Source organism: Xanthomonas sp. D-109 (genome assembly GCF_017746095.1).
Classification (GTDB): domain Bacteria; phylum Pseudomonadota; class Gammaproteobacteria; order Xanthomonadales; family Xanthomonadaceae; genus Xanthomonas_A; species Xanthomonas_A sacchari.
Map to the genome: position 1 here is coordinate 263,794 of NZ_JAGHWV010000003.1, position 12,544 is coordinate 276,337.

A 12,544-nucleotide genomic window follows, 5' to 3' on the forward strand; every position below is an offset into this window, starting at 1 on the left:
CCGCGCGCCGGCGTGCGCGATGGCGGGGGGATTTGCCGGTCTCGTTCGTCCTGGAGCTACGAAGGCGCGCTCCGCGCCCGTTTGGGGAGAAAACTCGATGCGGTATCCGATGCGTGCCCTGCTGCTGAGCATGGCCTGTGCGAGCGCCTGTGCGGCGCAGGCGCAACCCGCTGCCGTGGCCGCCACCGGCACGGTGGACATCCCCGCCGGCCCGCTGCGTGCGGCGCTGGACACGCTGGCGCGGCAATCCGGCGCGCAGCTCCTCTACCGCGCCGACCAGCTCGGACAGGCCCGCAGCGGTGGCGCGCACGGCCAACTGGATACCGCGCAGGCGTTGCAGCAGGTGCTGCGCGGTAGCGGTTTCGTCGCCCAGCGCGACCCCTCCGGCGCGTGGCTGGTGCGGCGCCAGGAGCCGGCCCCGGCCCGCGCGCAGCCGGCCCGTGCCGCCGCGCCGGCGCCGGCCACCACGGCCGACGCCCCGGTAGCGCAACTGGAGACCCTGCGCGTCACCGGTTCGCGCATCCCGCGCACGCAGGTGGAAGGCCCGGCGCCGATCAGCGTGATCAGCGCCGAGCAGATCAAGGCCAACGGCTTCACCTCGGTGCCGGACGTGCTGCGCGCCATGACCCAGAACGGCGGCGAGACGCAGAGCCCGCAGTCGGCCAGCGGCGCCGACTTCTCGCCTGGCGCGCAGCAGGTGGACCTGCGCGGGCTCGGCCCCAACCACACCCTGGTGCTGGTCAACGGCCGCCGCATCGCCGACTTCCCGATGCCGTTCAAGGGCCGCAGCAACTTCACCGACATCTCCAACATCCCGCTGGGCATGATCGACCGCATCGAGATCCTGACCGGCAGCGCCTCGGCGATCTACGGTTCGGACGCGATCTCCGGCGTGGTCAACTTCATCCTCAAGAAGCACGCCGACGGCACCACGCTGGACTACCGTTTCGGCGACACCACCCGCGGCGGCGGCGAGAGCTTCAACCTCAGCCTCAGCAGCGGCTGGTCGCGCGGCAACTTCGATGCGGTGTTCGGCGCCGAGCTGGTGTCGCAGACGCCGCTGTGGGCCTACCAGCGCAGCCGCCAGGACAGCACCCTGGACGGTCCCACCGCACGCTCGCAGGTGCCGCGGCGCACCTTCCTGCGCACCGACTATGACGACAACTATCTCGACCCGGGCGCGGACACCTGCGCGGCGGTGTCCGCGCTCAACGGCGGCAGCACCGGCTACGCCACGCGTCCGGGCTACGGCGCGTTCTGCGGCAGCAGCGCCTCGATCGGCTACGGCACCATCACCAACAAGCGCCGCGGCCTCAACGGCTACGCCTCGCTGCGCTACGCCTTCGACAACGGCAGCGAGTGGTTCGCCGACGTGCAGCTGGGCTACCACGAGCTGTCGCTGTTCCGCGACGTGACCCAGTGGGGCTACATGGCCCCGGACGGCAACGAGGAAGGCTATTTCTACAACCAGGCCACCGGCCAGGTGGAAGCCTGGGGCCGCCAGTTCAGCCCGGAGGAGATGGGCGGCCTCAATGCCGGCACCATCCGCACCCGGCAGAAGACCTTCAGCATCACCACCGGCTTCAAGGGCCACCTGGGCGCGGACTGGGACTACGAGACCAGCCTCAGCCACTCGCAGTACCAGGCCACCATCAGCTGGCCGCAGATCGTCGCCGCGCGCGCCAACGCGCTGTTCCTCGGCCAGCAGCTGGGCGTGGACGACGACTCCGGGCTGCCGATCTTCGACGCCGACCCGCAGCGCCTGTACACGCCGCTGAGCCGCGCCGAGTACGACAGCATCGCCCAGCGCACGGTGTACCAGCCGCGCTCGCGCACCGACACCCTCGCCTTCACCGCCACCAACACCGCGCTGTTCGCGCTGCCCGGCGGCGATGCCGGCATGTCCGCGACCGCCGAGTTCGGCAACCAGAGCTACAACCTGCGCCCGGATCCGCTGGCCACGCAGTACTACTACTACAGCTGGAAGGACTCCGACGGCCACGGCAGCCGCAACCGCTGGGCGCTGGCCAGCGAACTGCGCCTGCCGGTGCTGTCGACGGTGTCGCTGAGCCTGGCCGGGCGCTACGACCAGTACCGCTTCGCCGGGCGCTCGCTGGGCAAGTTCACCTACAGCGGCGGGCTGGAGTGGCGGCCGGTGCAGTCGCTGCTGGTGCGCGGCTCCTACGGCACCGCATTCCGCGCGCCGGACCTGCACTATGTGTACGCCGGCCCCGGCAACGACGAGACCACCGGCGTGGACTACTACCGCTGCGCCAGCGAGGAACCGGGCGTGGCGATCCAGGACTGCAGCTACAACGAGGAAGCGCTGATCCGCGGCCGCAGCGGCAACCGCGCGCTGAACCCGGAGAACAGCACCTCGTGGACCGCCGGCCTGGTGTGGTCGCCGCTGGCGGACCTGGACCTGTCGCTGGACTACTTCGACATCGACATGCGCGACCAGGTGCAGGACCTGCGCGTGGACCAGGTACTGCGCGACGAGGCCGACTGTCGGCTCGGCGTACTGCAGGCCACCTCCACCACCTGCCAGCAGGCGCTGGCGCGGGTCACCCGCAGCGCCGACGGGCGCCTGTACGGGGTCTACGTCAACCCGATCAACATCGCTCGCGAACGCACCAACGGCATCGACCTGAGCGCGCAGTACCGCCTGGACACCGGCATCGGCACCTTCCGCCTGAGCGGCAACTACACCTGGGTGCGCCGCCACGACATCCAGGTGTACGCGGGCGAAGCGATGGTGGACGAGTTCGCGGTCAACAGCGGCTACGACATCCCGCGCACCAAGGCCAGCGCCAGCGTGTCGTGGGAGCGCAATGCCTGGACCGCTACGCTGCACGGCGAACGCCTGGGGCGCCTGCCGAGTTCCGATTCCTACGACCAGGTCTACGACCCGGACAGCGGCGACAGCCCGTGGATCGGCGCCACCTACCGCTACAACGCCTCGCTGCAGTATCGCTTCACCGACCACGCGCAGCTGTCGCTGACGGTGACCAACCTGTTCGACAAAATGCCGCCGCACGACCGCACCTATACGTCGTATCCGTACTACGACGTGTCCTGGTTCGACACCGTGGGCCGCAGCGTGTACCTGCAATACACCCAGAAGTTCGGCGGCAGCACGTTGTAGCGCCGGGAGCGAAGCCTGCATGTGGGAGCGGCGTCAGCCGCGACGAGCGAAAGCGAATGGTCGGCTGATACCGTCCGTCGTCGGGACTGAAGTCCCTCCCACAGTGCAGTCCTCCCGCGATACTGGCACCGCACTTGTGGGAGCGGCTTCAGCCGCGACCGGCGCTTTCCCGATGTCCCGGTCGCGGCTGAAGCCGCTCCTACGGCATCGGTTGGTGCCGTTGGATAAAACGGCGGATGCGCGCCGCCGTCAGCCGCCGCGGCCCGTCACAACGTATCGCGATGCTTGCCGCGCCACGGCCGGTACCATTCGCGGATCGCGGCGATGTCGGCCTGCATGTCCTCGCTGGTCCACACCACCTCGCCGAGGCCGACGGTGCGGCTGGGATAGTCGAAATACACCGGGAAAATCGGCACCTGCGCGCCGTGGGCGATCTTCCAGAAGCCGGTCTTCCACTTCTCCACGCGCTTGCGCGTGCCCTCCGGCGTGATCACGTACCACATGCGCTCGGCGCCGCGGATCAGCGCCACCGCCTGTTCCACCACCCCACGGGGCGACTTGCGGTCCAGCGGGATGCCGCCGAGCTTGCGCAGCAGCGGTCCCAGCGGCCACCAGAACAACTGCGTCTTGCCCAGCACCCGCACCTCGAAGCCAACCGCGAACTTGACCGCGAAGCCCAGGAACCCGTCCCAATTGGACGAATGCGGGGCCACGATCATCACCAGCTTGGGCACGTCGGGAAATTCGCCCACCACCCGCCAGCCGGTCATCCGCAAGGCGGTGCGGCCGAGCCAGCGCATGAAGCGGCTGGGCTTGACCATCGGGATGTTCGGGGGCGCGGCGGGCAGGCGGTAATCGCGTTCGGTCAAAAGTCACTCCCAGCGGCCGGGCGAGCGGCCGCGTTTGATCTGGCTGCGCTCGCGCTTGGCGTCCAGGCGTCGCAGCTTGGCGCCGTGCGAGGGTTTGGTGGCGATGCGCCGCTTCGGCACAGACAGCCCGGCGGCGATGAACTCGGCCAGGCGCTGGCGCGCATCGTCGCGGTTGCGGTCCTGGGTACGGAAGCGCTGTGCATCGATCACCAGCACGCCGTCGGCGGTGATGCGGCGGTCGCGCCGCGCCAGCAGGCGCGCGCGCAGCGGCTCCGGCAACGACGGCGAGCCGGCCAGGTCGAAGCGCAACTCGACCGCGGTGGCGACCTTGTTGACGTTCTGCCCGCCGGCACCGCTGGCGCGCACGAAGCGCTCGACGATTTCGTCCTCCGGAATCGTCAGGCTGCTCGAGATGTGGATGGCCCCGTTACCCATGGCGCGGATTGTAGGGTATTCGCCGGACCGCCCGGTTTCCGCCTCGGCACCGCCTGAACCAGCCAGGGAGCGGACGCCGGCCGGTCGCGCGTCCCCGCACCCGGCGGCGGCGCGGCGATTGCCGTATTCTGGCCGCCGGTCATCGTTCTGCAGGATGCTCCATGTCCCCGACTCCGCGCTTCTTCCGTTGGCCGCAGCGCCTGCTGCTGGCCCTGCTGCTGGCCCTGGCCGCCCTCCCGGCGCTGGCCGAACCACCCACCGATGCCGACGTCAACCGCCTGCTGTCGGCCTCGCGCGCACAGAACATGCTCGACACCATGCTGCCGCAGATCGAGGCGATGCAGCGCCAGCAGTTCGCCCAGCTCACCGCGCAGCACCCGCTCGACACCGCCCAGCAGCAGAAGCTGCAGCAGATCCAGGAGCGCACCCAGGCCACCGTGCGCAAGGCGCTGTCCTGGCAGGAGATGCGTCCGCTCTACGTCAACCTGTACAAGCAGACCTTCTCCAAGCAGGAGGTGCTGGCGATGGCCGAGTTCTACGAGAGCCCGGCCGGGCAGAGCCTGCTCGACAAGACCCCGCAGTTGATGCAGAACCTGATGGGCGCGATCCAGCAGAAGATGACCCCGCTGTTCGCCGACCTGCAGAAGGACCTGGAACAGACGGTCAACGCGCCGCCGGCCAAGTAACGCAGCGCTGGCCTTGCGCGTCGCAGGAGCGGCTTCAGCCGCGACCGGGCGTTACCGAGGATGCCTGGTCGCGGCTGAAGCCGCTCCTACGAGAGCCGCTAGGCTTTCAGCTTCCCAGCTGACATCGCATCCACCTGCCACGGCGCAGGATCCCACCCGAACAACCCGAACGCGCGCACGAACTCCGCATCCAGCGGCGCGGTCACCGCGATCCGGTGTCCGTCCGGATGCGGAAACGCCAGGCGTTCGGCGTGCAACAGCATGCGGTGCACGCCCCGCATGCGGAAGATGCGGTTGTGGCGGCCATCGCCGTGGCTGGTGTCGCCGATCAGGTGATGCGAAAGATGCTTCAGGTGGCGGCGGATCTGGCGGAAGCGTCCGGTCACCGGGCTGCAGCGCAACAGCGCATAACGCGAGGTGGCGAACTCGCCCGATGGTACCTGCAGTTCGCCGCAGGCCAGGCGCGCGAAACGGGTCTGCGCCGGTTTCTTCAGCGGCTTGCCAGGGCCGCCGTCGAGGTCGTGGTCGACGTCGAAACGGTCTTCGGCCGGCCAGCCGCGGCAGATCGCCAGGTAGTCCTTGTCCACGCTGCCCCCCATCAGCGCCTTGCCCAGCGCACTGGCGGTGTCGCGGTCGAAGGCGAGCAGCAGGCAGCCGCTGGTGGCGCGGTCGAGCCGGTGCACCAGGAAGATCGGCCGGCCCAACTGCGCACGCAGCCGGTCGGCGAGGAAATCGTCCTCGCCGCGGGCGAGCTTGCTGTCGTGGACCATCAGCCCGGCGGGCTTGTCGACCACGGCGAGCAGCGCGTCCTGGTAGAGGATCTGCAAAGGGGCTTCGGCGGTATTCACCTGCGGATTATCCGTGCCGCATCGGCGCGCCACAATGCGCACCGCGTGGCCGCGTCCAGACGCGCGATGCGTCGGCACGATCCGGCCCGGAAACGCCCGCATCGCGTTGGATGCGCGACCGGGATGCCGCGCCTGGATGGCGTGTCGCTGTGGCGCGACGGTCCCCCGCTACCTGGGAAGACGCGCCTTTCGACGCCGACGCTACGCGTCCTTGACCGCCAGCAGTTCGCCGTTGCCGACCGGCAGCGTGGTGCAGGTGAACGCGGCATCGACCTGCAGCAATGCGGCGAACGGCGCCATCTCCGCCGCATGCGACAGCGCGTTGTCCACCACCAGCAGCCCACCCGGCCGCAGCACCTGGCGCAGTTGCGGCCACCAATCGCAATACAGCGTGCGCTCGGCGTCCAGGAACACCAGGTCGAACGTGGCCGACGCCGCATCGGCCAGCCAGGCGCCGGCATCGGCGTGGACCAGGTCGACACGGCCCTCCACGCCGGCGTGGGCGAAGTTGCGCTGCGCCAGCGCGATCTTGTGCGCGGCGTACTCCAGCGTGGTCACGCGGCCACCCAGCGCCGCCGTGGCCTCGGCCAGCCACAGGGTGGAATAGCCATTGGACGTGCCGATCTCCAGCACCCGCTGCGCACCCGTGGCGCGCACCAGGACCGCCAGCAGTTCGCCGGTTTCCGGGGTGATGTTGAGCAGGCGCTGCGCACGCTCGGCCTGGCCTGCATCGTGGCGCGGACCTTCCGCGCCGAGCGCATCGCGCACCGCCTGCAGGCGCGCGCGGTCGAGCACGGTCGTGCTCAGCGCCGCCACCATGCCGACAGCAGGGCCGCCGTGCCGGCGCCACCGCTGATCCACGCCCACAGCGACACCCCGCCCAGTTGCGGGCCGCCGGCGTCGAGCGCGTACAACAGCGTGGCCACGGTGAGCAGGCCGACGCCGGCGATCGCCGCCACCACCCGCCGCTGCATGCGCCGCACCAGCAGGTTGAGTTCGAACAGGTCGCGCGAGCGCATCGACAGCTCGTGCCGGCCCTCGACCTGCTGGCGCAGCCAGCCGTGGATCAGCCGCGGCATGTCCGGCGCGTGGGTCATGATCTCCGGCAGGCGCTTGCGCAGTTCGTGCAGCGCGCGTTGCGGGCTGTAGCGCTCGATCAGGATGCGTTCGAGCACCGGCCGCGCCACCGCCCAGATGTCCAGTTCCGGGTCGAGCTGGCGGCCGACGCCTTCGATGTTGAGCAGGGTCTTCTGCAGCAGGATCAGCTGCGGCTGCAGGGTCAGCTGGTAGCGCTGGGCCACGCGGAACAGCTTGATCAGCACCTCGGCCAGCGAGATCTGCGACAGCGGCCGGGTGAAGTATGGCTCGCACACCGAGCGCGCCGCCGCTTCCAGTTCGTCGATGCGCACGTTGGCGGGCATCCAGCCCGCCTCCACGTGCAGCTCGGCCATGCGCCGGTAGTCCTTGTTGAAGATGGCCATGAAGTTCTCGGCCAGGTAGTACTGATCTTCCTGCGAGAGCTGGCCCATGATGCCGAAGTCCAGCGCGATGAAACGCGGGTTGTCGCGGCGCGCCGGGTCGCTGTCGACCCAGATGTTGCCGGCGTGCGCATCGGCGTGGAAGAAGTTGTCGCGGAACACCTGGGTGTAGAACACCCGCACGCCCTTGGCCGCCAGCGCGCGGCGGTCGATGCCGGCGGCGTCCAGCGAGGCGATGTCGTCGGAAGGGATGCCGCGCACCCGCTCCAGGGTCAGCGCACGCTCGGCGGTGTGGGTCCAGATCACCTCCGGCACGTACAGATCGTCCGAGTGCAGCCAGAAGCGGCGCAGCACGCTGGCGTTGGCGCCCTCGCGCTGCAGGTCCAGTTCCGCGGCCAGGGTGGTCTCGATCTCGGCCACCACCTCGCGCGGGCGGATCTTGTCGGCGCGCGGATGGGTGCGTTCGACCAGCGCGGCGGCCGATTTCAGCAAGGCGATGTCGGCATCGATCTGCCGCTCGATGTCCGGGCGAAGCACCTTGACCACCACTTCGCGGCCGTCGTGCAGCGTCGCCGCGTGCACCTGCGCGATCGAGGCCGAGGCCAGCGGTTCGGTATCGAAGCTGGCGAAGGCCACCGCGATCGGCCGCCCCAACGCCTGTTCCACGATGCGCCGCGCGGCTTCGCCGTCGAACGGGCGCACCCGGTCCTGCAGCAGGGTCAGTTCCTCGGCCACGTCCGGCGGCATCAGGTCGCGGCGGGTGGACAGGATCTGCCCGAACTTGACGAAGATCGGCCCCAGGTCCTGCAGCGCCAGGCGCAGGCGCGCCCCGCGCGACTGCGCGGCGATGTCGGGGCTGGCGCGCGGCACGAACGGTTTGGCCAGGCGCAACCAGCGCTCGGCCGGGGTGCCGTCGAGCAGGTCGTCCAGGCGATAGCGCAGGATCACCCGACCGATGCGGCTGGCGCGGAACATCGCCTTCATGCGCCGCGCTCCGGCTGCAGCCGCGCCACGCGCGCGGCCAGGCGTTCGATGTCGTCGCGCAGAACGTCGACGTCGTCGTAGAAGGCCTCCAGTTCGGCGCGCGCGACCACGTCGCGCGACTCCTCGGTCACGTACTCGGCCGCGCTCTGCGCCAGGTCCTGCGCACTGCGCCGGGCCTGCTGCAGGGCCGAGCGCGCGGTGTTGGCCACCTGCACGCCGAGTACCTCGCCGAACACCTGCACGAACGGTCGCTGCCAGTCCGGGTCGAAGCGCGTCGCCAACTGCTGCAGGCGCCGCGCCAGTTCGGCATCGCCGGAGACCCGCACCCGCCCGCCGGGGCCGCCGGTGCGCCGCGCCTGCGCCAGGAACGGCAACTGCGCGAGCAGGCCGCCGAGGGTGCTGCGCACCGCCAGCTCCGGCTCTTGCGCCGGATCCACCGGACCAACCCGCAGCTGGGTGCCGTCGACGCGGATCTGCAGGGCCAGCGCCGGCGCCTCCAGGGTCAGCGCCACGCGCTGGCCATCGAGGTCGCGCAGGGCCTCGCCGGTTTCCGGGTCCAGCGCCAGCGCGCGATTGAGCGCCGCTTCCAGCGCGCGGCCGGCCAGGGGCTTGAGAGCATCGAGGGGGGATCCAGGCATCCCCGCATTCTAGCGGCAGACACGTCGCAAGGCCGTGCGCGGGGCGAGACAGATGTCCCGCCCGCTGCGCCGCGCGCCGCTACTGCGCCTGCGCGCCGCCCAGGTTCTTGCTCAGGAACGCCAGCAACTGCGTGTAATAGGCGCGCCGGTGCAGCTCGGTATAAAAGCCGTGGCCCTCGGTGGGGAAATACAACGACTCCACCGGCACCCCGGCCTTCTTCAACGCCTTCTCCATGCGCTCGGTGTGTTCGATCGGCGCACGCTCGTCCTTGCCGCCGGCCGCCAGGAACACCGGCACGCGGATGCGCGCGGCCAGATTGACCGGCGAGCGCGCCGCCAGGCTGTCGCGTTCGCCCAGCCAGTCGCCGGCCCAGGCCTTGGTCCAGCGCGCGTACCTGGCCTGGTCGCGGTACATCGTTTCCAGGTCGTAGACGCCGACGTAGCCGGCCGCGCAACGGTACAGTTCCGGCTCCTTCGCCGCGCCCATCAGCGCGGCATAGGCGCCGTAGCTGGCACCGTAGATGCAGATGCGCGCGCCGTCGGCGATGCCCTGGTCGATCGCCCAACGGGTGGCATCGGTGAGATCGTCCTGCATGCGTCCGCCCCACTCCCGCGCGCCGGCCTGGGTATAGGCGCGGCCGTAGTTGCCGGAGCCGCGGTAATTGACCCGCAACACGGCGTAGCCGGCCGCGGCCAGCACCTGCGCATCGTCGTCGAACTCCCAGCCATCGAAGAGGCCGAACGGCCCGCCATGCGGCAGCAGCACCATCGGCAGCGGCTTGCCGGCCGGCGCCTGCAGCGGCAGGGTGAGATAGCCATGCAGGGCCATGCCGTCCCGAGCCTTGAACGCCACCTCGCGGGTCGACGGCATCCGCTCCGGCACGAACCATTCGCGTCGGCTGAAGACCCGCTTGGCCGATTTGTCGGCGGTATTGAACAGAAAATAATCGCCGTTGTTGCGATCGCTCCACACATAGAGCATCAGCAGGCGCCGATCGGCGGTGGCGGAAGTGATGAACACCGCATCGCCGTTGAAGGCCTGCTCCAGCGCGCGGTACAGCCGCGCCGTCGGCGCGGTCTCGTCGAAGAAGCGATTGCGCACGCGGTCGCTCATGAACGACACGCCGATCGGGGTGCGACCGTCCAGGTCGCGCAGCACCTGGTAGGGATCGACCTTCGCATCGCGCAGCAGCGGCGTGGTGCGATCGCTCTGAGGATCCCATGCCACCACCGTATCGGGCCCCTCGGCCTGCTCCACCTGCAGGTAGGCGATCCTGTCGTCCGCGGAAAAGCCGAGCGGGAAGCTGCGATGCCCGCTGCTGGCCTCGTCGTTGATCAGCTTCCAGGGACTGGCGTCATCGTTGCGGTAGAAGAGCTTGTTGGTGTTGCTGCCGGTCTCGGCACCCTGCGCGAAGCGCACGTGGCCGCCATGGTCGGTGACGAAGTCCGCACGCGCCACCGGGGCGCGTGCCACCGGCGTGCGCCGGTGGTTGTAGATGTCGAGCCTGTCCACATGCACGGTGGGGTCCTTGGTCTGCTCCACCACCGACACCAGCACCGCGCGCGGGTCGTCCGGCAAGGTGTCGAGCATGAACACCGACGGGTCCAGGCCGGCCTTGTAGGTGACGCCGTTGACGCTGTCGTTGAGCCCGTAGGGGCTGGCCAGCAAGCGCGCATTCTTGCCGTCGGCGTCGATGGCATGCAGCTGGCCGATCGCCACCGGGCGGTCCAGTGCGCCCAGGCGCTCGGCCATCGACACTACGATGCGCTCGTCGCTGGCCCACCAGTAGTCGTGCACCACCGAATCGGCCTGGCCCATGATCTTGGCCGAGACCTGCTTGTCGCTACGCCGGATCACCGCCAGCACGGTGCGGTCCTCGAGCGGTGCGATTACCGTGTAATAGGCGCCGGTCGGGGAGATCTTGACCCGGTCGAACTGGTCGCGCTGCAGATACGGCGCCAGGTCCACCGGCGCCACCTGCGCGCACGCGCTCCCCGCAAGCGCAAGGCCTGCCCACACGATCCACGCTCGCATTCGATCCGCCCCTGTCCCCCGAGCGGAAGATGGTGACAAGCGCCGGGCGAAACGTCCAGCCCGGCCCCGTCGCGCTGCCTGCGGACACCAGGCGCCATTGCGGCCGGGAGTCCAGAAACGACTTGCCCGCGACGCAGGGCGCCGCGGGCAGGCATCGACGTTCGATTGTCGCGGCTGCTAACTACACCTTGCCGCGGCGGAACATCGAGATCACCGCCAGGATCAGGAACACCACGAACAGGATCCAGGCGATGTTGGTCGCCGCGCCGGCGATGCCGCTGAAACCGAGCACGGCGGCGATGATGGCGATCACGAAGAAGATGATGGCGTAATGCAGCATGGCAATGTCCAGAAGGTTGTCGTGCCGAATCGGCGCGGCATCATCTTCGGAAACCGCGGGTCGTCAAGGAGTGACGGGCATGTCGTGGCGCCATGAGGACGCCAGCCGCTGCAGTCCCTGCTCGATGCTTACCTGCGGCACGTAGCCGAAGTCGCGCCGCGCCGGCTCCATGCTGTACCAATGCGGGGTGCAAAGCTGCTCGGCGAGGAACCGCGTCAGCGGCGGCTCGCCGCGCAGGCGCAGCAGCGGCCACAGGGTTTCGCAGGCAGCGCCGATGCGGTACGCGGCCTTGAACGAGAGCGTCTTGGTCACCGCCGGCGCGCCGACGGCGGCCAGCAGCTTGTTGAGCAGCTCGCGCATCGGCAACGGCTCGCCGTTGGAGATGAAGTAGGCCTTGCCGGCGCAGGGCGCGCCCACCGCCAGGTGCTCGAAGGCATCGAAGTGCGCCTGCGCGGCGTTGTCGATGTAGGTGGAATCGACCTTGTTGTCGCCGCCGCCGACCAGGCGCACGCGCCCGGCCTGCGCACGCGCCACCAGCTTGGGCAGGATCTGGTTGTCGCCCGGCCCCCAGATCAGCCGCGGGCGCAGCGCCACCACCGCCAGTTGCGCGTCGTTGGCGGCCAGCACCATGCGTTCGGCGATCGCCTTGGTCGCCGCGTACGGCGCCTGGAAATCCTCGCCGTAGGGCACCTGGTCGGCGCCCAGGCCCTCGACCGGATGCGTGGCGCGGTGGGTCACGCTCGGCGTGGAGGTGTAGACCAGGCGTCCGACGCCTTGCGCGCGGCAGGCGGCCAGCACGTTCTCGGTGCCGACCACGTTGGGCTGGTAGTAGCTGTCGTAGCTGCCCCAGGCGCCGGCCTTGGCGGCGTTGTGGAACACCGCATCGGCGCCGGCCAGCGCATGCTGCAGCGCCTGCGCGTCGACCAGGTCGCCCCGCACCTGGGCCACGCCCAGCGCCTGCAGTTCCGGGTAGTGGCCACGGTTGTAGCTGACCACCTGGTGCCCGCGCGCGACCAGCCCGCGGCACAGCGCCTGGCCCAGGAACCCACCACCGCCCGTCACCACAATCTTCATCGCGTCGTACCG

Annotated in this window: 11 protein-coding genes; 2 read left to right on the forward strand and 9 right to left on the reverse strand. The window is 69.9% G+C overall.

Annotation, left to right across the window (positions count from 1 at the left end):
• Positions 1-109: 109 nt before the first annotated feature.
• Positions 110-3,145 carry a TonB-dependent receptor gene (locus J7357_RS05600; RefSeq protein WP_244667292.1) on the forward strand — a complete coding sequence of 1,012 codons (3,036 nt, stop codon included), beginning with the start codon at positions 110-112 and terminating at the stop codon, positions 3,143-3,145.
• Between the two features lie 266 nt (positions 3,146-3,411).
• On the opposite strand, the gene J7357_RS05605 is transcribed toward J7357_RS05600, so the two are convergent.
• A complete protein-coding gene (locus tag J7357_RS05605) occupies positions 3,412-3,966 on the reverse strand; it encodes a lysophospholipid acyltransferase family protein (protein ID WP_244667313.1) in 555 nt (184 codons plus the stop codon).
• A 51-nt stretch (positions 3,967-4,017) separates the two neighbouring features.
• Entirely contained in the window at positions 4,018-4,449 is a 432-nt protein-coding gene (gene arfB / locus J7357_RS05610) for an alternative ribosome rescue aminoacyl-tRNA hydrolase ArfB (RefSeq protein WP_017907723.1), read from the reverse strand.
• 161 nt (positions 4,450-4,610) lie between these two features.
• Between arfB and J7357_RS05615 the strand changes: the two genes are divergently transcribed.
• Positions 4,611-5,135 carry a DUF2059 domain-containing protein gene (locus tag J7357_RS05615; protein WP_209245315.1) on the forward strand — a complete coding sequence of 175 codons (525 nt, stop codon included), beginning with the start codon at positions 4,611-4,613 and terminating at the stop codon, positions 5,133-5,135.
• Between the two features lie 98 nt (positions 5,136-5,233).
• On the opposite strand, the gene J7357_RS05620 is transcribed toward J7357_RS05615, so the two are convergent.
• The 7 genes from J7357_RS05620 to oleD form a co-directional block, all read right to left on the reverse strand.
• Positions 5,234-6,025, reverse strand: a complete 792-nt coding sequence (locus J7357_RS05620) for a pseudouridine synthase (protein ID WP_343237392.1) — start codon at positions 6,023-6,025, stop codon at positions 5,234-5,236.
• A 159-nt stretch (positions 6,026-6,184) separates the two neighbouring features.
• Positions 6,185-6,802: an O-methyltransferase gene (locus tag J7357_RS05625; RefSeq protein WP_209245317.1), complete on the reverse strand. Its 618-nt coding sequence runs from the start codon at positions 6,800-6,802 to the stop codon at positions 6,185-6,187.
• A complete protein-coding gene (gene ubiB, locus J7357_RS05630) occupies positions 6,787-8,445 on the reverse strand; it encodes a ubiquinone biosynthesis regulatory protein kinase UbiB (RefSeq protein WP_010340081.1) in 1,659 nt (552 codons plus the stop codon). Before ubiB ends, J7357_RS05625 begins: the two co-directional genes overlap by 16 nt.
• Positions 8,442-9,083, reverse strand: a complete 642-nt coding sequence (locus J7357_RS05635; RefSeq protein WP_209245318.1) for an SCP2 sterol-binding domain-containing protein — start codon at positions 9,081-9,083, stop codon at positions 8,442-8,444. Before J7357_RS05635 ends, ubiB begins: the two co-directional genes overlap by 4 nt.
• A gap of 79 nt (positions 9,084-9,162) precedes the next feature.
• The gene (locus J7357_RS05640; RefSeq protein ID WP_209245319.1) at positions 9,163-11,118 is read right to left on the reverse strand and encodes a S9 family peptidase; all 1,956 of its coding nucleotides are present in this window, start codon (positions 11,116-11,118) and stop codon (positions 9,163-9,165) included.
• A 181-nt stretch (positions 11,119-11,299) separates the two neighbouring features.
• Positions 11,300-11,458 carry a DUF1328 domain-containing protein gene (locus J7357_RS05645; RefSeq protein ID WP_003468167.1) on the reverse strand — a complete coding sequence of 53 codons (159 nt, stop codon included), beginning with the start codon at positions 11,456-11,458 and terminating at the stop codon, positions 11,300-11,302.
• Between the two features lie 63 nt (positions 11,459-11,521).
• A complete protein-coding gene (oleD, locus tag J7357_RS05650; RefSeq protein WP_209245320.1) occupies positions 11,522-12,532 on the reverse strand; it encodes a 2-alkyl-3-oxoalkanoate reductase in 1,011 nt (336 codons plus the stop codon).
• Positions 12,533-12,544 lie beyond the last annotated feature (12 nt).